Genomic DNA, 23,467 nt, shown 5'->3' with positions numbered 1-23,467 from the left:
CCTGATTAGAAAAACTTGGTCGACCAGACTGGTCTACCAAATATACAGGAATTTTCATTTTACACAACCCTTATATTATGGATCCTTAAAATATTAAGGTATTTACTGTGGATGTATTGGTATTACCCGTCTAGGCTTGCCTTATTCAACATAGCAAGATGATCCTTGCTTAAGGAGTTGGTTGCTGCTTCCCTAAAGGCTTGAAGTTGCCCTGGCTTTGTGGCACTCACGATAGGCGCCGTGATTCCCGGCTGTGCGATGGTCCGCGCAATGGTCACACCAGCTTGTGATATTCCTGTGTCCTGAGATACTTGTTGTAGAGCCTTCAAGACACGCATACCTTTATCGTCAAAGTATTTCTTCAAATTGCTTTCGCGAGAGGTTCCTTTAATGTCATCGATGCTCTCATATTTACCAGTGAGGAAACCGTTAGCCAGTGCCCAGTAATTCGTGACCGCGATATCGTTTTGAAGAACGAAATCCTGATAGCCATTTTCAAAGTCGGTGCGATGTAGGATGCTGTATTCTGGCTGGTAGATTTGATATTTAGGCAACTCATGTTGCTCATGCAAAGCGATGGCCTTTTTAAAGACATCCAGTGGGAAACTGCTGGCGCCTACGTGCCTCACTTTTCCCTCCTTGATCAATCCCGCATAGGTCTCCAGCACATCTGCTACCTCAACGTTGGGATCATGGCGATGTGAGAAATAGATATCTACATAATCGGTTTGTAGGTTGTGGAGACTTTTCTCAATTTGCTGGGTAATGTGGCTTCTGGAAAGGTCGATGTGTCCTTGACCTACATCCATTCCAACCTTGGTCGCGACAATGATGCGGCCCCTTAAGCCGCGTTCCTTCATCCAGGCGCCCAAAATGCGCTCGCTCTCGCCACCTTCATGCCCATCGACCCATCTGGAATACACATCTGCCGTGTCCATGTAATTGAATCCCATTTCGTACAACTCATCCAACACTTTAAAGGACTGTTTGCGATCCATGGTCCACCCCAACACGTTACACCCAAAGGCTACTGGTGGGATTCTTAAATCTGTAGTTCCTATCTGTTTGGTTTCCATGACTTCTTTTTCCTAAGGTACTCCTTAGAAACCTTTCTGGCGAGTTCGCTACCTCGATTTAGCAGTTTTTTAATGTGTACCAGTTGTGGGATGATATCGCTTTCGCGAAAGCGAACTCAATGACCATCTATCCTGCTTCTTTTGTGCTGTTGCGTACGATTTTGACAATGCGGTTGATGAAGATCTGGGAAAGATTCCAGTTGTAACCTTCAAAATCTGTGGTATTCATCACCTGAATGACGACCGTGTCGATGTCCTCGTGGTATTCGGCGAGGCTTTGATAACCTGGTATCAAACCACCATGTTCGTATTCGTAAATCTGCGAATAGGTTTCTTGTTCTGCTGGGGTGAACAAGGTGCCGTCGTTCAAGGCTCTTAGAAATATGCCTACGTCTTGAGGCGTGGCAATCATGGAGCCGTAATCATTGGTCTTGATGTCTTCTTCAACACCTACGTAATAGCCGCTCATCAAACGGTCCAGGTCGATCTCGCTCAAACTAAAAAAGGTGTTTTTTAAGCCTAGCGGTTGTAGGATTTGCTCTCTGATAAATTGATGATGGGAATAGCCTACAGCCTTTTCGATAAGCCTGGTAAGCAATAGGTAATTGGTGTTAGAATATTCATAATCAGTATCTGGAGCAAAGTTAGCCGGTAGATCCAGTGCGTATTCCAGTACATCAGTATTTTTATCTTGAGGGTTTTCCCAAAATCCTGGATATTCTGTAAAATTAGGGATGCCACTGCGGTGCATGACCATGTTGCGCACGGTGATCTGGTCTGCGTACTCAATTCTATCGGCCAGCTCTGGAAAGTAATGTGCTAGGTTCTGGTCTAGAGCTAGTTTGTTCTGGTGTACCAATTTAGTGATCGCAACGGCGACATAAAGCTTATTAATACTAGCAATCTTGAAAAGAGCATGAGGATCTGCGGGAATCTTATTGGCACGATCCTTATATCCAGCAGCATAAAATTGTGGCGCTTTACCAGCTTGATCCACATACACTACTACGCCATCGATATCATAATCGATGATCGCATCGACTTGCTCTTGCACGGTATCTGGCAACGGCATGATCCAGGCTTTTACCAGAACCCATGGAACAAAATACAGAGACCCAATACTGGCTGCGATGAATAAGACTCTAAATATATTTTTAAGCTGGGATTTTTTCATTTGAAATACAAACTTAGCATTTTCCAAAGAACGCAGTTTTTAATTTCTTCAATCCGATGCATTTAGATCTTGCGATGACTCAACAGCTCTGATAGTATTCACATATTAAGTCTTAATATTCTCATTGGCGTGCGTCTTGGTATACTCAATTTCATTGAAAGTAGCTGGTTAATAGAGTTTCTTCTACTCCATAACTCTATTAATTTGATAAATGATATAGCGTCCTTTCAATTTCAAATACTCCACACTTACTGGGTGCCAATTCTGATCTTTCGAATTTTATGATGAACTTTTTACCAAAATTTGATTTGTAAATAATGTTTCCTATGGCATTGTTTTAAATAGTTGAATCACATAGACAATGAAAATACTTACCGCCAAGCCTATGTTGACTTTAGCAAAATCCTTAGCGATTAGTTTGTACGAGTTCTTTAATTGCTTGTTGTTGAGTAAGTAGTTGATTGCAATTTCGCGTCCTGCTAGGATCCCAATAAATGTCCAAGTAGTACTCATGGGTACCGAATTGTAATTTCCATAAAGAAATAGAATCAACCCGTAGCACAAATCAATAATTGTAGCAGAACGGATATTTCTTGTATTAACTTTTTGATTGACAATTTCTTGAATTTTACCACCGCGGTTCTTGAAAATCAATGCCATAATTAATAAAATCACCACAATGGATCCCACTAATACCCAAACCGACAAATCTCTGGGAAGGAATACATATATGTTGGCAAAATCCTGTATCAACCATTGGGACCACAAAAATGCGGTTGAACCCCATTGCGCAGCGATCCAAAACTTTTTTTGGTTGCTTTGTTCTAGTTTATCAATAGATTTTTTGGATTCAAAAAGTTTTGCAATCAACAGGTACAGTACAAATGCAGATACAACAGATAATGCATAGCCGTAAACAGATTTCATTACCATTTTTTCTATAAGCTGCTGACTGGAGAATACACTCAATATTAAAAATGTGGTGCTCACGGGTATTCCAATACGAGTAATAATGAGCAAGGAAAGCGGAGCAATCAAATACCACCAGTTCAAGGTTTCTGGAAGCGGAATCTTATCCAACCTATCGTATGAAACATCACCGTTGTAAAAACACCAGCCGTAAAGTAGCGTACCCACCAAAATAGCAGAGGCATAAGCCCACAATACCGTCCAGTGGGTTTTGTTATTGGAGGTAAGAAAAGTTCCTAAGGTTTGAATAACATCATTCCCGATCACGGCATATGCAGCCAATATAAAACCAACATACAGCACTAATAATTCCATAATCCAGAGTGAATCATCACCGACCTAAACTAAGTTAATCTCTTTATTATTTAAGCAATACGTAGCTTTTTTTACCGTAGTAAAGAATGGAGCAAGAGTACTAAATGTGATTGAATTATATGCGACTAGATATGATAATATAATGCACCACTTAATTATATTCTTTTGCATATAATTATTATCGACAAGGCTATAGAATTGAGTAACAAATTCCATTCTGGAAATTCTTTGATACGCCTTGCGCATTATTATCAGATGCTAGCATTAGGTTCGATTGATCCCGATCTAGTTTTACTCTTTACTAAACAAAATCTGTCCGCCGCCTTGAAATAGGATCATGGCGTTTTCTGAAGGATTGAATTCAAATTTTGCTCCTGCTTGATCAAACTTAAAAGTGTCTTTTTCTGTGGCTTCTAGTGGGAAAGCAGGTTGACCAGTTCCTTGAGCGATCAAGGTAGCTCCTTCTTTGGTTATGGTAATTTTAATAGGAATTTGGCTGGATGCGTAAACTCCCAAATATGGGTCCAGATCTTCCGTGGTTAGACTATAACTTTTAAAGGAAGGAATTTCATAAGGCTTGTTATACATAGCATTTAGTACAGCGACTGAGATATCGTTGTTATTGATATGGGTTCCATTTGATGTTAAGGCATAAGAGACCTTACTCTCTGGAAAATAAGTATATACGGAACTAAAACCATCAATGCCACCCGTATGACCATAACCTATATTTTCATAGAAAGGAAACTGAAACAATCCTTTCCCATAAACGTCTTTTATGATTTTCATAATTTCTAAACTTTCTGGCGTTACCAGTTTTCCAGTAAACAAAGCGTCTGCAAATCTTGTTAGGTCTATTGGTGTTGATGTGATGGCTCCAGCACCTAACGGAATGCTAGCGTCTGTCTCTGGTTCTACCTTCCAAGTATTAAGAAATTTATAGGATTTGGCTTCATTATTAGCAATATCTAAGTTTCTAAAAACATAGGTGTCGGTCAATCCTATAGGTTCAACAATATGCTCTTGAACCAATTCTGAATACGGTTTTTCAAAAGTCTTTTCAAGTATGTAGGACAACAATACAAAATTGGAATTACTGTATTCTGCCTTGCTGTCTGGTTCAAAATCGCTACCACCGTTGGTAATAATACCTACTAGTTCTTGTTCTGTTTTTGACTGGGTATTGTAGGTTAAATATTCTTCATCGTCGGTAAAGTTATGGATACCGCTTCTATGCCCTAATAAATGTTCTAGGGTGATTTTGCTTGAGTTTGCTATCGATGGAAACCACTTGTTAATGGTTTGACTTAAGTTCAGCATCTTCTCTTCGACGGCTTTCATTACTAATACGGCCGTGAACGTTTTTGTTATCGAGCCTATTCTATACTTCGTTTCCTCAGTGGCTTCTACATTATTCTCCACATCTGCGTAGCCTATGGATTTGGTGTAAAGCATTTCGCCATCTTTTGACACAGCAACGCTTCCCATAAATTTGTCGTTTTGTTCTAGTGCTTGAAAATAGCTGTCCAGTTTCGCTTTATCAAAGTTGGTTTGAGAAAAACCGAGTTGGCTCAACGTAAGAAACAGAATTGTGGTGAGAATAGCTTTAGTCATTGGTCAAGTTTTAATTGATTGGACTATAGGTTGCTCTTTTGTGTGAATTGTTTCAATTAAAAACAATTCATTTAAATTTTAATTTTCAGCTAAACTTATCCCTATCAAATAATTGAATGGTTTTAACCGCTCATTAAGTTGAGCAGAATCACATAATATTATCTAGCTTTAGAGGCGAATTTTACGGTCAATAAACCCAACAACCATGTTGCGTGATTATTTAATTAACTTCAATCTTATCATGAGGTAGTAACTCTCGATACCACTTTTCTAATTTTTGATCCTTAAAAAGGAATAAATAAAATTCGTCCTTATTGTAAAAGTCTCGATAAGATAAAACTTCTATTTCGTTGCTGTCTTGAACTCGCTTTTCTGCAATAGTATAGTCATTCCCTAATATCTGCGTTACTTGTTCTTTGGACATACCTAATTCAAGTTTATTCATTTTTGCACTTGTCATATTTACTATCTGGCAAGACACAAAGGAATGTAGCAACAATATTACAAAAGCGGAACGGACATAAAATTTGAAATTTTTCATTTACAAGATTGTTTTAGAATGCGCATTAGCAACTCGATCATTTAGTTTTCCACTAATACAGCAGAAAAAAGTATCATGCGAGGAACACATTGACTTTTCACAAACAATTATCTTGCCCAAAGTTTAATTAAGTTGACAAAGCTGAATTCTATATCAAATTTGAATTGAAAGGTACACAACTGCAATTCTAATTATTACAATTTCATTTCACGCTCTCGATTTAGTAAATAGTTTTTCCACTGTACGACATTGGGTAAAGTAATAGGATAGTTTATAGTTGGATTACACCACTCGTCTAATACTTCTCCAACTTTGTGACCTCCATTGTCTTCCATATCCCAGACAAAATAATCTGAACCAATCGCTATAAGTGAAAGGGTCGTCATATGATGGAGTTTTAAATTCCCATTTAAAACGTCATCACAAATTGCTAGCAAATGTTTGGGTGTGATTATAAATTCACCTTCCTGAATCATTTCAACCTCCTTCCAGTATGCCATTTTTTTCTCGCTTTTAGACTTATCTACTTTCACTAATTCTTTTGCGGGAATTAGTTCTAGGAAATAATCTCTGATCTTAGGTTCTGTCATTACGCATTTCTAAATACTCTCAACTACATCACTCAAATCCTTCCTTGACTTTGGCTTTTGACTAGGCTGGTTGGCGTCTTCTGGATCTCGGTAGCCTATGGCGACGGCCATGAGCGTGGTGTGATCTTTTTGTTTCAGGATTTCGTCATACTTCTCTGGCTCTACACCTTCCATAGGTGTGGCATCGATGTCCATAGCGGCACAGGCGCTTAAGAAAACTCCTGACGCTAGATAGACTTGTTTGTCAAACCAGGCCTTGATCTCGTCCACGGTTTGTGGTTTTATATAGTCGTTATAATAGTTGACGGAGCTTTGTGGTAGGTTTTCGTTCACATGTTGTTCGAACACTTCAAGATTATTGATGCGACTGAAAACGACCACCGTATCACAATCCAAGACCTTATTAGTATTGTGCCACGAGTGCTTGGAAAGCTGTTCTTTAATTTCAGGATCTGAAACAAAAGTGAATTTCCAAGGCTGACTGTTGATAGACGACGGACTTAACCTCAAAATCTCTTTTAGATCTTGAATTTTTGTGCTATCAACTTTCTTTGACGCGTCGTACTTTTTGGTTGTGTAGCGCGTCTGCATGGATTTTAGGAAGGTCATAGGTTTATATATATTGTTGCTAATGGTCGAATATATGGCTAGACGTGTTATTGGCACTTAACTTTGCAAATAGTTACTAAATTGAAAATTCGTGAAGACTTTAAGAAGTATGCGAGAAAAGGAATGTCTTACAGCCACTGTTGTGCGCAGTATTTTAATTATTTATTCTATTAACAATCTCCTCACAAGCTTCCAAAATTATTTTCAAGTCACATCTAAAAAATTCTCTTCTTGAAGTCAGCCTATATTTTTTCAATTTCTCATGAATTTTTTTTTCCGCCTCAATACAATCCTTCGTCGGATAACTATTGATTATGAAAAATTTATCAGGTGAGCTAGTGTTAGATAGCTCTTTCTTTCTTTTTTCAGTATTTCTTTTCGTTAAACCGACTTTAAAAATGTTTTCAGGGTGAACAGGTTGTCTCATTATATAAATGTAGCCTGCATTCTCACCTTGATAACTCTCAATTTGTTCAATTTTTGTTACTCCTTTGGAAGTAGAATAAAATATATCATTTCTCTCAACCCAAGTTTTACCAATAATTTTATTTCCTTTTTTATCAAAACCCTCCTCGTCAATATTTAGTCTTTTCCAAAAGCCTGTTTTTTCAACTTTAAAACTTTCGTCGGTTAGTTCATCACTTATTATAACAGTTTGCTCTTTCGATTCTAGATAATAAAATGGTTTTGCAAAAATTTTATACTTACCTGATACAGAAGAAAATTCTCTTTTAGATAGCGGTCCTTTTATAATAGTATTTAAATTTGTCTCATAAGTTACATCTACAATTCTGTCCTCATTTTCAAACACATAAGATGGAAGTGCTAAACAATAATTTGCAAAATCAAAAACAGCGTCATAATTATTCAGTTCTTTAACTTGATTTTCGTGATACTCTTTAAAATCTTTTTCGGACAAACTTTCTTTGCCATTAAAAATTGCATTAAAGTCATCTGTAAATACTTTAAAACTTAGATTTTCATCTCTTGCAACGAAACGAATATCAATGCTTCTATCTTGCAAATCGAATAGAACACCAATATTATGTGACCATAAGTCATTCCTATCTTTGAAATAGACGACGCCTGGTTCATCTTTATTTTCTAATGTCATTCCAAGAGCCTTTTTATGAGGATGTAGAGAGTTCTCAATTTTTTCTCTCGTATTTTCCTTAAAGTAATTTTCTGCCTCTTGTTTTTCAAAAGATTCACCAGCTTGTATTAGTATAGACACTTCATTCCCTTGCCTTACCAATGATAATCCGCCGACAATAAATGTTTTGCCATTATTTGAAAAATTAATTTCATCATATCCAGTGGTAAAAGTGAAATGGTAGATAACATTATCAGGTATATTTTCGTGGAAGTCGATTTTGTCTAATTCAAAATCTTTTTCGGTAACAAAATCCAAAAAATCTACAAGTGAAACACCATAAGATTCTTCTTCGGAATGTAATTGTAATATTGAGTTATGATGATTGTAAGTGAAAAATGGTTCTAATGTGTTAAATGAAGTAGGAAATGATTGTGGTCCGTATTTTAAAAACCTATCTGCATATTCCATTAAATAATATCTCAAAGTCTTCTCATTTGCTTCTTCTAAACCATTGTTAAGTTGAATAAGTACAATTTTACGTCCTGTGTCAAATTGCTTTTTTAACTTTTTCCATAACCGAGGATTACTCAATCTTAGTTTTTCGACATCAGTTTTATCGGTTCGAGCATCAAACCCCGAAAATATATCTTTTAGTCTCATTTATATTCAATCCTGATTTATATTGCACCTAACGGTTGTGTATAAGAATAGTAGGGCAATTAATGAGCGCAAACCATTCGGATGAAACACAAGCCGAATTTTTGAATTTTTCTTATTGTCTTTTTTTGTTCAATAAGCCAAATTTAAAAATTTGGCGACTTCGTAAAAGTGCCTTTGCTTTTGGGTTAAACACTCATTGCCCTCTTATTTTTTATAGGGTGTTAGCTATGGTTATTTCATTCTGTAATGCCACTTCCCAATAAAACTCACAAAATCTAATATCGCCAATTTCATTAAAAAAGTATGATAAACAAAATCGACCAAAGATTTTTCCTTAAACTTATTTAGTTTTTTAAGATCAGTGTATGGATAATACTTTATTAATTGTTCGTACATAAAATATTCTGTTTTGGCATGACCAATTGCGTTCCTAATTTGACTGTTCAATAAAAACCTATAGTATTTTTTAAATGAGAATAATTTTCTATCACTTGCTTTTTTAATCCATTGTTCAAACTATAATATTGATATAAGGAATTACAATTGCGTATTCCCGAAAAATCATCTTCGCTTTTGTTTTGCCCAAAATTTGTAAATCCGATATAAAAAATTGAAGTCCTAGCCAAAAGCTCAAATGAGTCCTTATAATTTTCTTTTAGCTCATCAAATGAAAAAGTAGTGATGCCGTATTCCTTCTCAAAGACTTCTTCAAATCCGATGTAGCTCAAAGCTATTACAGGAACATACGAAGGTGAGTTTTTGATAAAATCTACAAGTATTTTAGAAGAATTAATAAACTCTCTTTCAATATCACAATACTTATTTAGTTCAGTTTTAAGATGAATCAATGAGGCTTTATCCTTCTGTACTTTGTTGATCGTTCCTTTAAAGAGTAAACGAATTGTGTAACTATTCTCGTAGTTTTTAGGAATTGTATTTAAAATGAAAAATTTAAAAATTTCACTAATGATGTAGTAGCAATTTTCTTGACTTTCTTCAAATGTGTTTTTTAAATCAGGTAATTCGTCCGAAAAATGTTTTTTTGCTTCGGCAATAACGAGTTGATAATTCTTTCCTTGAAAAAGGAAAATAATATTTTCTAATGCATCAATATTTTTGTCTCTATATTTTGCAAATGCTAAATATTTGTCTCGAAAAACCGCAATAGTATCGTAGGATATAGACTGTGTTAAAGCCATATAAGGATTTAGTGTAAAACCAAATGAACCGGGAATTATTTCTGTTGATTGTTGCGGTATAGGTAATTCGGTAGAGATTGGAATTACTGGAATATCATCTGGAAGATTTTCTCCGTCTGTTGGTTTAGCCTTATCAAAATTTAAGCTAACCCCAGGTGGTATTTGTAGTAATTCTCCTTTAAATAAACTGCCACAATTTGGACAACCAATTCTTACTTGAACTTTTTCAAGATAACCAGCCTGAACTTTTACTAAAGATTTGAATTCGCATATGTTACATTCTATTGGAAATCTAAATGTCATTTTTCATAATTATAGCTAACTAGCTAATAAACAAATTGAAGGCTTTAGCACCTATATTCAAGCTCACTTTCAGTTGGTTACAAAAGTCAAAATTTGATTTTAGCACAACTTGTCAATTGGTGGTGGTTATGCAACTTTTTTTGTATTAAACGTTAAACATCGTTTCTGCTTTCGCGAAAGCGAACTAACAAGACTCCTACAACTCTGGCCTGTTGTTATTCACTAGGAATACCGAGTTGACAAATAGCAATTTACCGTTCTCCCAGAAGGCGCGAAACAATGGGTCGTCCACCATATAGATCACGCTACCAGCACCCAGACGCTGCTCGCCAAATACCATGGAGTTCTTTAATTTGGTTTTGGCCGTGTCGCCTGCAAAACCAGATACATTCACCACATCGTCTGTGATCCAACCCACGTTGTAACCGTCCTCCAAATAGCTATAGGAATCGCTGCCCAACTTTAAACTGTAATAGGCATCACCATAACCAAAGGCCATAGGGTGCGTCTTGTCCATCGTGATCTTGAATATACTACCGGTGATCAAATCTGTGGTTCCAGATTCCTCACGAGCGGCATAGGGGATCAATAGGTCTTTCTTCTCGTCCTTTTCTTCGGTAGAGTCTTGATCCTTGTCGTTTTTGGTAATTCCAAAACCGTCTTTGTCTGCAAATGCGCTCACGGCACCAGACAAGGCGACGACCTTGCCGCCACTGCGTACAAAAGTCTTGACTTTATTGAGTGTGCTCTCATTGAGCAAACTGCCGTAGTAACCGTCTGGCATGACCAGCACGTCGAATTGACTTAAATCGGCACGGCCTAGATCGCCGGTATCGATAGAGGTTACAGGATAACCCAAGTCTTGCTCAAAGAAATACCAGGTCGCACCATAACTTAAGGAAGACGTGCGCTCACCGCGCAACAAGGCCACTCGTGGCGCACTGATCAACTTCACGTCCGGCGAACCAAAATCTGGTCCTGAGGTGGCAAAAGAACTTAGTGCTGGTTCCAGTCCACGCTTGAATTCATTAGCCACCGAATTCACGATCAAACCAAAGTTGTCGATTCTTTTGTTGTCGCTTTTGGTAATGATCAAACTACCGCGGTCGTAGGTGGTGCCGTTATTGACAAAGGGCTTTTCGGTAAAGCGTACTTTGATACCGGCTTTTAATAGTTTGGCCAGGAATCTGGCGTCTTGCATGCTGTTCCATTTGGCAATATAACCGGTCGCTGTGTTGTTGGTATTGTCATCCGTCTTGATATCGAGCGTGGCGCTGGTCGCAGAAACGTTGCTGGTGCTGGCAACGGCTTCTAGGCCGTAGGCTTTGGGTAAGTTCCAGGCCGTAATGTCATAGGTCAATGGTGTGGACAATTGGGCATTAGGCTCAAAAAGCACTTGGACCATTTTCCCTTTCGGCTGGTTGGTAGAAACGACCATAGCGGTATCGTATTCTAATGTGGTTTTCTTGTCGTTGTTGTAGCCTAAACCGCTGGTTTTTCCCTTGCCTGTAAAGCCGTATTGGATCTCGTGACGGTCCAACAATTTTGCCAGTGCCATGAGTTGGTCGGTGCTGCCTTTGAATACAAAGCTTTTGGTAGTCAGGTTGCTGTTGTCAAAGTATTTCTCAAATTCGGTATTGAGTTTTTCTACGTTTTGGGAAGCGACCTCGATAGTGGAGAGTCCGGTAGTCTTGTGGTGTGCCACACGATCTACCAGCGTCAATTCAAAACCTTCGTCATTGTTGATTCCCAATCCAGCACGGCCGTGACCGGCTTGCTCATAGGTCATTCCTATCGCGCCCATGTAGGTAGGATAAGTATCGCCATAACTAGGGTACAATAAATCAAAGCGTTCTCTGGTAAAATACAACCAGCCTTCATTATCAAAATACTTGGCGTGATTCTGTCCTATTTTGGTCTGGAACTCGCGTTGGAAATCGGTAATGATCTCGTGAAAAGGTTCTGCTGCCGGAGCGAAATAGTACGGCTCATTAATGCCTTGCTCGTGAAAATCCACATGTATTTGTGGCATCCACTGGTTGTACACTTTCAAGCGCTGCTGGGATTCTACTTGCGTGGCCCAAGCCCAATCACGGTTCAGGTCAAAAAGATAATGATTGGGACGACCACCAGGCCATGGTTCGTTGTGTTCTGCAGCGATTTGTAAGGGATCGTACGGCTGGCTCGCCACCTGATTGTACCAGTTGGCATAACGATCGCGACCATCTGGATTCACACATGGATCGATGATGACGACCGTGTTTTCCAGCCAGTCTTTTTTAGTCGTGATCAATTCATACAGCGTCACCATGGAAGCCTCAGTACTGCTGGCCTCGTTACCGTGCACGTTGTAGGATAGCCAAACAATCGCCTTATCTGAAGTCGCATTGCCTTCAATAATTCCTGTCTGGGCCAGATTGTTTTTTCTGATTTGCTCGATGTTGTTTTGGTTCGCTGGACTGGTCACGATCGCATAGGTAAGCGGTCGGCGCTCGTTGGTCATTCCATATTCCTGATAGGTGACCATATCGCTGTTTTCGGCGACATGTTCAAAATAGCGCACCACATCGGCATGGCGCGAAAACTGGGTTCCTATTTCATAGCCTAGGAAATCGGCTGGAGATTGGAGTTGCGCCTGCACGGCGATGCTGGCGAGAAATAACAGACTTAAGAATAATGATTTGCGCATGAATAACAATTTGAAGTGCTAAGCTACTTAATAAACCGCAATCCCTTTTTGAAAAATCTAAATCTGTTATGCAGGAGTTATTTACCAGGAGTTTTTGAAGTAGTTCGCTTGCGCGAAAGCAGAATAGCAATAAGCTTTCTAACAAGTCAACCGCTCGTTCTCGGCACTTCGACTAGCTCAGTACGGCGCTGCCGCTCGAACCGGCTTGCTTTTCTATAAATCACAATCTCTTTAAACCAATATCGAGCATTTCGGCAAGCTCAATGTAAACTACAGTCGAGATATGGTTTGAGCACGATCTTTTTAACTGACCGAATCGCTCGTTCTCGACTGTCGCTCGAACCGGCTTGCCTATAAATTGCAATAAAGCTTTTGAACCAGTATCGAGCATTTCGGCAAGCTCAATGTAAACTAAAGTCGAGATATGGTTCTTGTTATGAAGCTCATCGTTTCCAATCGTTCGTTCTCGGCACTTCGAAAAGCTCAGTACGGCGCTGCCGCTCGAACCGACTTCTTTTTCATAGTTCACAAACTCAGTAAACCAGTATCGAGCGACAGTCGAGATATGGTTTTTGTTACTATCTTCATGACATGTTCAACTCATTCCACATCTATATTCTAGAATGCGCTGACGGCAAATTATACACCGGAATCACAAGCAATCTGGAACGTTGGCTGCTCGAACATCAAACAGGCTACAGAGAAACAGCTTACACCTTCCACCGCAGACCGGTTAAACTAGTATTCCAAGAATCCATTGGTGATTTGTTCCAAGCCCTACATTACGAAAAGCACATCAAAAAATGGTCTGCAAATAAAAAGTGGGCGCTGATCAATGGAGATTTTGATAGGCTCAAGATCTTGGCGCAATGCCAGAATGATTCTAGTAGTGCTTTTGTTTCTTCAGAGTACGTTCCTAAAAAACTTCGTGGTAAATGAACCGCTCGTTCTCGACTGCCGCTCGAACCGGCTTGCATATAGGTTGCACAATCCTTGTGAACCAGTATCGAGCGAGAGTCGAGATATGGTTTTTGTTATGAAGCTCATCGTTTCCAACCGCTCGTTCTCGACACTTCGACAAGCTCAGTGCGGCGCTGCCGCTCGAACCGGCTAGTTTTTATATTTAAAACAATCCCAGTTAACCAGTATCGAGCATTTCGGCAAGCTCAATGTAAACTACAGTCGAGATATGGTTTTAGCACGATCTTTTTAACTAACAAAATCGCTCGTTCTCGGCACTTCGACAAGCTCAGTGCGGCGCTGCCACTCGAACCGGCTTGCTTTTCTATAAATCACAATCTCCATAAACCAGTATCGAGCATTTCGACAAGCTCAATGTAAACTAAAGTCGAGATATGGTTCTTGTTATGAAGTTCATCGTCTCAATCTGCTCGTTCTCTATCCCGATAACTATCGGGACTCGAACCGGCTTCCATTGAAATTAAAATCCTAAAATAATACAGAGTAAACTACTGATCATCCAGCGTCACGGCATCTGGTGAGGCGCCGCATTCTTTGAGAATATCGCTAATGTCTTCCGTCATTTGTGGTGGTCCACAAACGTAGAAGTTTTTATCAAAATCATCCACCTGATTTTTGATCAGTTCCTTGTCCACTCGGCCTTTGAGATATTGGGTATCTTTTTGATCGGTAATGACATAGGTTACGCGATCGCCCAGCATTTGATCCAGTTCATCTTTCAGGATGATGTCCTTTTCGGTTTTGTTGGAAAACAATAAATGCAATCCGTCCAGTTTATTTTTGGTTTTCAGGTCCCTGAACATCGCGATGTAAGGCGTGATTCCAGCGCCACCAGCAATCACATAACCGTCACCTTTATATTCAATCGCGCCCCAAGTATCTCTAATGATTAAATGATCGCCTGGTTTCACGTGATCCAGTGCCTCAGTCACGCCATCGTGATCGGTATAGATTTTAATTACAAATTCCAGATCCTCGTCACCGGTAAGACTGGTGAAGGTGAAAGGTCGTTTCTCATCCTTCCATTTTTCCTGATCAATAGAAACCTCGGTCGCGTGACCTGGCGTGAATTCATAACCGTTTGGTTTCTCCACGCGAAATTGTTTAACGTCGTGAGTTAATTGTTTGATCGACTTAATTTTAACAGAATGTGCCATTTTTTTCTTTACAAGATAGAACATCTGCAACCTAGGAAAAAAGCATTGGTGGCGCATCGGCACAACTTTAGTAAAAGTTTAAGCCGGTGAGCTGCTCTGCAATGACGCACCACATCATGTAACTATAGAACCAATAAGATGTTTTCTCAAGGATGCTGCTGTGATGCGCAATAAGTCTCGTTTTAATTTCGCTTTCGCGAAAGCGAAATCCAGACAACACTTATAAGAACAAAGTAGAATCATTCCTACAAACTATTTTCACCTTGCTATCTTTGCCGCATGGCTCCAACCCAAAAAATAGGAATTACACTCGCCGGTGGCGGCGCAAGAGCATCGGCACACATAGGTGTGTTACAGGCGCTCAATGAAAATGGTATTTTTCCTAGCGAGGTGTCTGGCGCCAGTGCTGGTGCGATGATAGGTGCGTTGTACTGCCATGGCTACTCGCCTTTGGAAATTTTGGAATTGTCCATGCAGGAAGAATTTGTGCGCATCTTTAAATTCCAACTTTTAACGCGTGAATGGAACCGTCTGGCCATGCTCAAAAGGTTATTGGAAAAGCACTTGCCAGAGAACAGTTTTGAGGCCATGAAAATCCCTTTACATGTTTGCGTGACCAACCTCAACAAAGGCATTAGCGAATATTTAAACCAAGGCGATTTAAGCACCAGTATCATCGCGTCCTGTGCGATACCAGTCATTTTTAAACCGGTCGTTTTTAATAATGCTACTTATGTGGATGGCGGCGTTCTCAATAATTTACCAGTAGAACCACTGCTGAATCGCGGCATGAAAATCATGGGTGTGAGCATTTGCCCGCACGAGGAACTGGAAACCATTAAAGGCATTAGAGAAATTAGCGAACGCGTTTTCCAACTGAACGTATGGAGCAATACAGAACAGCGCCTACGACAGTGCGACGTCGCTTTAGAAGTGGAAGAATCCTTTCCCTACGGAATTTTTGATGTCAAAAAATCGGAAGAACTGTTCAAAATAGGCTATGATTGCGCCATCAAGCAGATGCCCCAAATTATCGCTGGGCTTTCTTGAGTACCGTCGTTATTCCATTTTCAATCTGTTATTTTAACAATTACCATATTTAATATTATTGCATATCAATAGGTTACAAACGTCGCCGCCGCAGACGTTAAACACGTAATGCCGTTGCATTTTTGACATTATATTTGTCCAAACAAGTATTTCATGCGCAACATTATTCTCCTAGTCATTCTTCTTTCTGCACTGCCGCTTCAAGCGCAGCAAACCTTTACCATTGATCGCGGAGAGACTAATTTGTGGCAGGATTTTACCTATGACATGGGTAATGTGTTTCAAGGGGTTGGCTTTGCTTATAGCAGGCCACTGTATTGGGATGGTGGTGACGCACTTATCGCTGGTGGCGTTGCGGCGACCACTTTGGGGATTTTTGTTATTGACGACGATATCAATCGAGAGTTTAGAAGTCATAGGGATGAAATTCCTTCCATCCTGTTGGATTATGGAAATTATGCTGGTGCGCCCCAAAACAATTACGGTCTTACTGGAGCCATTTATCTCACTGGTTTATTCACTCGCAATGAGAAACTAAGACGCACTGGTGTGCTGCTCATATCCTCTGCTACAGCTACCGGCTTTTTTCAGCAGTTGACCAAATCGGCGACGGGTCGTGCGCGACCTAGCGGTGGCTTTGGCAAGAATCACTTCAAGCCATTTGGCGGCGAGTCGGTTTATAGATCCTTTCCATCCGGTCACGCAGTATTGACCTTTACCAATGCGCATGTGATAGCTAAACAATTTGACAATGCATGGGTCAAAGCCGGAATCTATGCCGTAGGCGTCATTCCTGGATTATCGCGCATCTATGACAACCAGCACTGGGCCAGCGATGTATTCTTGAGTTGGGCGCTGAGTTATTTTATGGTAGAAGCTATCGACCTGTATTTGGATCGCAAGTACGAGCAAAAATACAATGACGACCGCACCAAAAAGACTTCGCTAGACCTCAACTTCTCTCTTACCAGTATAGGTGTAAGTTACAGTTTCTAACAATTCCTTTTTAAGTATTGGTGTAGGTACGCTTTCGCGCCTGCCTTTCGGCAGACAGGAAAGCGTGCTCCTTTTCCATATTAAATGCATGGGAAAAGCTATTTTGCGACCTGAATCATCTTGACATCAAACCAACACAATATGGAGTTCAACCTCACCGAAATCATCGGATATCTAGCCAGTCTATTCGTCCTGCTATCCTTTTTCAATAAGAACCTGCGAAAGTTACGCATCGTTAATTCCGTAGGCTGCGGTTTTTTCGTCGCCTATGGTTTTATGCTGGGTAGTATTCCCGTAATCGTGACTAATGTCGCCATTCTAGGCGTCAACGCATATTACCTTTTCGTCAAAAAAGAAGACATAAGACCTAAAGAAGAACTAGAAAAAAAATAACCTTCCATGTTCAGGTTTTATAGGCTGTACAAGCCTTTGCCGTGTAAATGTCGGGTTTAAATACCCTCAAAAGTTTCCTTCAACCTTTGTTTCATCCCTAACATTGTTCCAACCAAATGAAAGAAATCATGAAACAACCACAACTAGGCGACTACATCGCTAACCTGCGAAAAGAACAAGGACTGACTCAAGAAGAGCTTGTCGAGTTATGCAACATCAATGTGAGAACCATCCAGCGAATTGAAGCTGGTGAAGTCACACCTCGCAATTATACGATCAAGAATATTCTTCAAGCGCTAGGAAGTTCTTTTGCAGAAATCACTCAAGAACTTCAAGAGAAACCTAAAGCTGAACAAGCTCCAGAAAACTTGTTGAAGAACCCTAAAAATGGATTGTGGATCGCGATCGTTGGAATGGCTTACGTCCTTACCTCGCTTCCATTAACGATGATCGATTTGTCACTCAACTTTTTTGACCATGCCATGGTCACTTCAGACATTCGGTTCTTAATAGCAATATTGTATAGCGTTCTAGCGACCGTATTTTATTTAGGATTCTCCTTCAACCTGAAGTTCAAGTCACCACTTTTGAAAATTTCCGCTGTTGTATATCTAATTGCACTCCTTTTTGCAGAGATTCTATTCATGGACATGTACAATTCTAGTGTGAATGCTTCTTTTGACGCCCTAAATATAGGAATGAGCATTGTGGTATCTATTGTATTTGCAATTGCCATCGCTTTATTAAGCATACCATTTTTTCAAAATCGAGGTCGCTTCTCAGGCCCTTATAAATATTTAGGATATCTATTGATTGTTGCAGCAGCGTTCAACCTAACCGTATTATTATTTCCAATAGGAAGTTTGCTCGTTACCCTATTTGAGATTATGATAGTGATTTATTTTATTCAGAACCACCAAGCTTTTGCCAAAGCAAAGAATATAGACTAGCTGAATCTTTTCAAATTCTCCACCTGCTTTTCAATCGCGGTTTTAAATTCGCTTTTTAATCTGTCGATAAGTTCGTGTGCTGGAACGCTATCTTTGATAGTAGCCACACCTTGACCGGCACTCCAGATGGTTTTCCAGGCTTTGGCCTCGGTATCCATTTCTTTACCAAAGTCAATTTTGCCAGTAGCTTGCAATTGCTCTTCAGTAATTCCAGCGGCTTTCAAACTGGCAGCAAGGAAATTAGCCGACACTCCAGAAATAGCGGCCGTGTACACCACGTCAGATGATCCAGCGTCGATGATCATCTTGCGGTATTCATCGGTTGCTTTTGACTCGTTCGTATTGATAAAGCGCGTTCCCATGTAAGCCAAGTCTGCTCCCATTTGCAAGGCACTGGCCACATCTTGACCAGAACTCATGGCACCAGAAAGCAGGATTACACCATCATAAAACGAACGCACCTCACGTATAAACGGCATGGGATTCAACGTACCCGCATGACCACCAGCGCCAGCACAAACCAGTATCAAGCCATCGACTCCAGCTTCTTGGGCTTTTTCGGCATGGCGTTTTTTGATTACATCGTGAAATACCAAACCACCATAACTATGCACCGCATTGACCACATCTTTAACAGCACCTAGTGAGGTGATAATGAGTGGCACTTTATGTTTCATACACACTTTTAAATCGGCTTCCAGTCGTGGGTTACTGCCGTGAACGATCAAATTGACGCCGTATGGCGCAGCCTTCTTGCCAGTTTCTTCTTCCCATTTTTTGAGCTCGGTCTCGATTTGTACTAGCCATTCTTCAAAACCTTCGGTAGATCGCTGGTTAAGAGCCGGAAAAGTTCCTACAATTCCGTTTTTACAGCATTCAATGACTAGGTCCGGTCCAGAAATTAAGAACATAGGCGCTGCCACCACGGGCAATGAAAGGTGATCGATAAGAGAGCTTGCAGTCATGAAAATGGTTTTGGATAAAGTTACGAGTAAATGAATAAACAAAATCCGATTGGAGGTTTTTGATATCAGGTCTCTCATCCATCTCATCAGCCTTTCAGTCTTCCGTCAAATTAATTCCTACAACAATTTGTTAATGAGCTATTGGGCAAACCTCGTTACACTATTTTTGATCCATGCAAAGAATAAAGTGGCTTGTTTTACTGTTGGTGTTTCTCGCTAACGTACCGTGCCAGGCACGGCATAAACTTTCTGTTCCTTCCGCTTTCGCGAAAGCGAACCAAAAACCGAACTCACAAAAGTTTACCCTATCAGGAACCATTACAGATCAAGCCAATGGCGAGACTTTGCTCAATGTCAATATCTTGATCCCAGAACTGGGCACGGGAACCATCTCAAACGAGTACGGCTTCTACTCCATCACGCTGGATACGGGCACCTATGAAGTGATCTATAGCAGCATTGGGTTTCAAAGTGTCACCAAAACCGTGGTGCTGGACCAAAACCAAAAACTTTCCATCCAACTGCAGGAACAAGGCGAGCAACTGGATGCCATTGTGATCGAGAGCGATATTGAACAATTAAGCACACGGTCACCGCAAATGAGCGTCAACGCGCTATCCATTGAGTCCATTAAAAAAATACCAGTTGTGCTGGGAGAAGTGGATTTGATCAAATCCCTTTCCCTATTGCCTGGAGTAACGACTGCCGGTGAAGGCGCCAGCGGATTTAACGTACGTGGTGGCGCGGCAGATCAAAATCTGGTGCTGCTGGATGAAGCTACGCTGTATGGTAGCGATCACCTTTTTGGGTTCTTTTCTGTTTTTAATCCAGACGCCATCAAAGATCTGAAATTGTACAAAGGTGGTATTCCTGCGCGCTATGGCGGTAGGGTTTCCAGTGTACTGGACATTTACCAGCGCGATGGAAATAAAACGAAATTGAGCGGTACTGGTGGTATAGGAATCGTAGCGAGCAGATTGTTGCTGGAAGGTCCTATCCAAAAAGACAAATCCTCATTCCTAATAGGTGGACGCAGCAGCTATGCACATTTATTTTTCCCGCTTTTTGGGTTAGAAAACCAAGCATACTTTTATGATCTGAACGCTAAGGTGTCCTTCAATCTGGATGACAGGAATCGACTGTACGGTTCGGCATATTTTGGACGTGATGTATTTGAAATAAACGAACTTTTTGGCAACACCTTTGGAAATTCTTTTGTGAATGTACGCTGGAATCATATTTTCAATGAAAAATGGTTCAGTAATGCATCGGCTATATTTTCAGATTATAATTATGCATTGGAACTTGAGTTTGTGGAGTTTGAATTCTTTAGCGGGATTACCAATCTCAACCTTAAATACGACCTGACCCATTTTGCCAGTGATAAAGCAAAACTGCGCTATGGGATCAACTCCATTTATTATGAATTTGATCCTGGTAAAATTGTTCCCACAACTCCTACAAGCCCCATCAATGAGGCACAGCTGACTAAAAAATATGCTTGGGAAAATGCCGCTTATGTTGATGGCGATTTTAAAATCACAGATGATCTCAATATCAATGCAGGATTGCGCTTGACCACCTTCAGCCGATTGGGCCAAGATTTGATCAATGTTTACGAAAACAATCAGCCATTGTTGTTCAATCAAGAGCAAGGTGTCTATGTAAGCGCCATGCCTATCGACAGAATAGCCAGCAGCCGCAGTGACGTCTTAAAAACCTTTGTAAACCTCGAGCCGCGATTCTCAGCCTCCTATAGTCTGGATGACGATACCAGTATCAAAGCGAGTTACCAGCGCATCAATCAATACATTCATTTAATTTCAAATACTACAGCGCCTACTCCATTTGATCTTTATGCGCCTAGCGGTGACTTTATCAAGCCCCAAAAAGGCGATCAAGTGGCAGTAGGTTTCTTTAAAAACGTTGGAGATTATTCCGTTGAACTGGAGTCCTTCTATAAAACCGTAGACAATAGACTGGATTATATTGATGGTGCAGATCTTATCGCCCAGGAAGCCGTGGAATCTATTTTGCTCGCTGGTGAAGCCAGAGCCTATGGTCTCGAACTCTTATTAAGGAAAAACGAAGGTCGCCTGCAAGGTTGGATTGCTTACACTTTATCCAAAAGTGAGCAGAGAACACCTGGAAGAAATGCATCGGAACCTGGCATCAACAACGGCAACTGGTACAATGCGCCATGGGATAAAACACACGACTTGACCGTTACCGCTAATTATGAATGGAATGAGAAGTGGAGCTTTGGATCCAATTTCACGTTACAAACCGGCCAACCTGTAACTTTCCCTGATGGTCAATACGAATTCAACGGATTGTTTGTACCAACGTTTGAATCGCGCAATGCCAGTAGATTGCCCATTATTCACCGTCTGGACCTATCAGCTACCTACGTTCCAAAACCTGAAAAGACCCAAGGCTGGCAAGGCAGTTGGGTATTTAGCCTCTACAATGCGTATAATAGAAGAAATGCGGCCAGCATCAGCTTTGGTGAGAATGATGACACCGCACGCAACGAGGCTACCAGGCTTGCTATTTTTGGAATCGTTCCTGCAGTTACCTATAACTTCAAATTTTGATCATGAAAAAGTGGTTCTACATTATACTACTAGCGGTGAGCTTCATTCAATGTGAAGATGTGATCGATGTGGATTTGAATACCGCAGCATCACGATTAGTCATCGATGGTCGCTTGGAACTCTTGAGCGACGGCAGCAGCCGCAATACCATCAGATTAACCAGATCGTCAGGTTTCTTTGAAGAAGTCAATCCTGTGGTGAGCGACGCCAGTGTTCAAGTGGTTGTAAATAACGGTATTTCATTTCCGTTTAGATTTGATGAAACGCGCAACCTTTATATCAACAATAATCTAAGTTTAGAGGAAGGTTCTACCTATACTTTAGAGATTGTGGATGGTAACGACTTTTATAGAGCAAATCAGCAATTGATAAGCACCGTACCACTGGGAAACATTGAACAAACCGAGGTAAGCGGTTTTGGCGATTTCACGCAGATTACGGCTTTCTTTCAGGATCCAGAGGCGCTGGGTGATTATTATTTGTTCACCTATGAAGATCCAGATAACTTCCAGCTGGACGTATCTGATGATGAGTTTATCAATGGCAACCTATCACCTACCAGCTTTTTTGTCGAAGATTTAGAGCCTGGCACCAACATCCAACTAAGCATCACCGGTATTGACGCACAGGCATTTCAGTTTTTTGAGACCTTGATCCAGCAAACGGATGACAGCGGCGGCGGCCCGTTTGATACCCAACCTGCTGTCGTAAAAGGAAATGTTTTTAATGAGCGTAATCCAGATCGTTTTCCGTTTGGTTACTTTCGGGTAGCGCAGGTGTATGAATTAAATTATGTAAGTGAATAAGGCATTTAGTGAATAAACTCAACGCTTTTTTCAATGGGTAAACGCACCTTTTTCATATCGGCAAAAGGGTCTTCTGCACTGCGATAGCCTACCGGTAGCATCAATACAGATTTCAAACCTTTAGCCTTAAGGCCTAATAGACCATCAATTTTATCGGGTATGAAACCTTCCATGGGACAACTATCGATCTGTTCCTGCGCACAAATATTCATGAGTGTTCCCAGCGTGATATATGCCTGATTTCTGGCCCATTGCTCCACTTCTTCCACCGCCATCGCATCAAATTTTGTTGTAAGCTGGTCCACAAACGGTTGTAGCACCTCATCACTGGTGTCTCGAACGTCCTTGACTCTCTTAAAATATCGGCGTACATAATCTGCATCGACCGCCGTGGTGCAAATAACAAGAACGGCAGAAGCATCGACGACCTGGCGTTGGCCAAAGGCCATCGGCACCATTTGATGTTGAATATCTGCATTTTGAACCACGATCAAACGACACGGTTGCAATCCATAGGAAGTAGCGGTAAGATTGAAGGCTGCGGCCAGCATTTCCAGCTGTTGCGGCTCTAGGTTTTTATTGGGATCAAAATTCTTGGTGGCGTATCTCCATTTCAGGTTTTCAATACTTTTCGTCATCGCTTATCGTTATATTTGTGGCTTAAGGTTGATGATAGGTTCGCTTTCGCGAAAGCGAAAAAATCACGTCCATTGTTACAACAGCCCACAAAGGTAATC

Annotated in this window: 20 protein-coding genes; 7 read left to right on the top strand and 13 right to left on the bottom strand. The window is 40.6% G+C overall.

The features are described 5' to 3' along the window. Positions 1–122 precede the first annotated feature (122 nt). The 10 genes from BST86_RS01890 to BST86_RS01840 all read right to left on the bottom strand — a co-directional run bounded on the left by BST86_RS01890 (position 123) and on the right by BST86_RS01840 (position 12,835). A complete protein-coding gene (locus BST86_RS01890) occupies positions 123–1,076 on the bottom strand; it encodes an aldo/keto reductase (RefSeq protein ID WP_105981779.1) in 954 nt (317 codons plus the stop codon). Positions 1,077–1,203: 127 nt separating this feature from the next. Beyond that, a complete protein-coding gene (locus BST86_RS01885) occupies positions 1,204–2,250 on the bottom strand; it encodes a serine hydrolase domain-containing protein (RefSeq protein WP_105981778.1) in 1,047 nt (348 codons plus the stop codon). A gap of 324 nt (positions 2,251–2,574) precedes the next feature. Then, the gene (locus BST86_RS01880; RefSeq protein WP_105981777.1) at positions 2,575–3,534 is read right to left on the bottom strand and encodes a hypothetical protein; all 960 of its coding nucleotides are present in this window, start codon (positions 3,532–3,534) and stop codon (positions 2,575–2,577) included. Positions 3,535–3,825: 291 nt separating this feature from the next. Beyond that, the gene (locus tag BST86_RS01875) at positions 3,826–5,148 is read right to left on the bottom strand and encodes a serine hydrolase domain-containing protein (protein WP_105981776.1); all 1,323 of its coding nucleotides are present in this window, start codon (positions 5,146–5,148) and stop codon (positions 3,826–3,828) included. A gap of 220 nt (positions 5,149–5,368) precedes the next feature. Then, positions 5,369–5,593, bottom strand: coding sequence for a DUF3192 domain-containing protein (locus BST86_RS01870; RefSeq protein WP_172443298.1), 225 nt, complete (start codon positions 5,591–5,593; stop codon positions 5,369–5,371). Positions 5,594–5,883: 290 nt separating this feature from the next. Then, the gene (locus tag BST86_RS01865) at positions 5,884–6,279 is read right to left on the bottom strand and encodes a hypothetical protein (RefSeq protein ID WP_105981774.1); all 396 of its coding nucleotides are present in this window, start codon (positions 6,277–6,279) and stop codon (positions 5,884–5,886) included. Between the two features lie 9 nt (positions 6,280–6,288). Further along, complete coding sequence (locus tag BST86_RS01860) at positions 6,289–6,888, bottom strand: NAD(P)H-dependent oxidoreductase (protein ID WP_105981773.1); 600 nt, start codon at positions 6,886–6,888, stop codon at positions 6,289–6,291. Between the two features lie 154 nt (positions 6,889–7,042). Beyond that, positions 7,043–8,644 carry a GIY-YIG nuclease family protein gene (locus BST86_RS01855; protein WP_105981772.1) on the bottom strand — a complete coding sequence of 534 codons (1,602 nt, stop codon included), beginning with the start codon at positions 8,642–8,644 and terminating at the stop codon, positions 7,043–7,045. 443 nt (positions 8,645–9,087) lie between these two features. Beyond that, complete coding sequence (locus BST86_RS01845) at positions 9,088–10,146, bottom strand: hypothetical protein (protein WP_105981770.1); 1,059 nt, start codon at positions 10,144–10,146, stop codon at positions 9,088–9,090. Positions 10,147–10,342: 196 nt separating this feature from the next. Further along, positions 10,343–12,835, bottom strand: coding sequence for a M14 family metallopeptidase (locus BST86_RS01840; protein WP_105981769.1), 2,493 nt, complete (start codon positions 12,833–12,835; stop codon positions 10,343–10,345). A 591-nt stretch (positions 12,836–13,426) separates the two neighbouring features. Between BST86_RS01840 and BST86_RS01830 the strand changes: the two genes are divergently transcribed. Then, positions 13,427–13,774 (top strand): GIY-YIG nuclease family protein, encoded by a 348-nt coding sequence (locus BST86_RS01830; RefSeq protein ID WP_105981767.1) that lies wholly within the window; start codon positions 13,427–13,429, stop codon positions 13,772–13,774. A gap of 530 nt (positions 13,775–14,304) precedes the next feature. Here the strand turns inward: BST86_RS01830 and BST86_RS01825 are convergent. Next, entirely contained in the window at positions 14,305–14,973 is a 669-nt protein-coding gene (locus tag BST86_RS01825; RefSeq protein WP_105983915.1) for an FAD-binding oxidoreductase, read from the bottom strand. Positions 14,974–15,252: 279 nt separating this feature from the next. Here BST86_RS01825 and BST86_RS01820 point away from each other — a divergent pair, with 279 nt between their 5' ends. From BST86_RS01820 to BST86_RS01805, 4 genes are all read left to right on the top strand, one after another. Beyond that, positions 15,253–16,023: a patatin-like phospholipase family protein gene (locus BST86_RS01820; protein ID WP_055412193.1), complete on the top strand. Its 771-nt coding sequence runs from the start codon at positions 15,253–15,255 to the stop codon at positions 16,021–16,023. A gap of 153 nt (positions 16,024–16,176) precedes the next feature. Next, positions 16,177–17,019 (top strand): phosphatase PAP2 family protein, encoded by an 843-nt coding sequence (locus BST86_RS01815; protein ID WP_197709216.1) that lies wholly within the window; start codon positions 16,177–16,179, stop codon positions 17,017–17,019. Positions 17,020–17,160: 141 nt separating this feature from the next. Further along, complete coding sequence (locus tag BST86_RS01810; protein ID WP_105981766.1) at positions 17,161–17,412, top strand: YgjV family protein; 252 nt, start codon at positions 17,161–17,163, stop codon at positions 17,410–17,412. A gap of 116 nt (positions 17,413–17,528) precedes the next feature. Next, complete coding sequence (locus BST86_RS01805; protein WP_105981765.1) at positions 17,529–18,362, top strand: helix-turn-helix domain-containing protein; 834 nt, start codon at positions 17,529–17,531, stop codon at positions 18,360–18,362. Here the strand turns inward: BST86_RS01805 and BST86_RS01800 are convergent. Beyond that, positions 18,359–19,327, bottom strand: coding sequence for an NAD(P)H-dependent flavin oxidoreductase (locus BST86_RS01800; protein ID WP_105983913.1), 969 nt, complete (start codon positions 19,325–19,327; stop codon positions 18,359–18,361). The two genes, BST86_RS01805 and BST86_RS01800, sit on opposite strands and share 4 nt — an antisense overlap. A gap of 173 nt (positions 19,328–19,500) precedes the next feature. Between BST86_RS01800 and BST86_RS01795 the strand changes: the two genes are divergently transcribed. Together BST86_RS01795 and BST86_RS01790 are read left to right on the top strand one after the other, a co-directional pair. Beyond that, positions 19,501–21,924 carry a TonB-dependent receptor gene (locus BST86_RS01795; RefSeq protein ID WP_105981764.1) on the top strand — a complete coding sequence of 808 codons (2,424 nt, stop codon included), beginning with the start codon at positions 19,501–19,503 and terminating at the stop codon, positions 21,922–21,924. Positions 21,925–21,926: 2 nt separating this feature from the next. Continuing rightward, positions 21,927–22,730 carry a DUF4249 domain-containing protein gene (locus BST86_RS01790; protein WP_105981763.1) on the top strand — a complete coding sequence of 268 codons (804 nt, stop codon included), beginning with the start codon at positions 21,927–21,929 and terminating at the stop codon, positions 22,728–22,730. A 5-nt stretch (positions 22,731–22,735) separates the two neighbouring features. Here BST86_RS01790 and BST86_RS01785 read toward each other — a convergent pair whose 3' ends face one another. Next, entirely contained in the window at positions 22,736–23,368 is a 633-nt protein-coding gene (locus BST86_RS01785; protein WP_105981762.1) for an NAD(P)H-dependent oxidoreductase, read from the bottom strand. Positions 23,369–23,467 lie beyond the last annotated feature (99 nt).

Origin of the sequence: Nonlabens agnitus, assembly GCF_002994045.1 — a bacterium.
GTDB classification, from domain to species: domain Bacteria; phylum Bacteroidota; class Bacteroidia; order Flavobacteriales; family Flavobacteriaceae; genus Nonlabens; species Nonlabens agnitus.
Note: the sequence above shows the minus strand (reverse complement) of the source record. Positions and strands in the feature narration are given on the sequence as shown.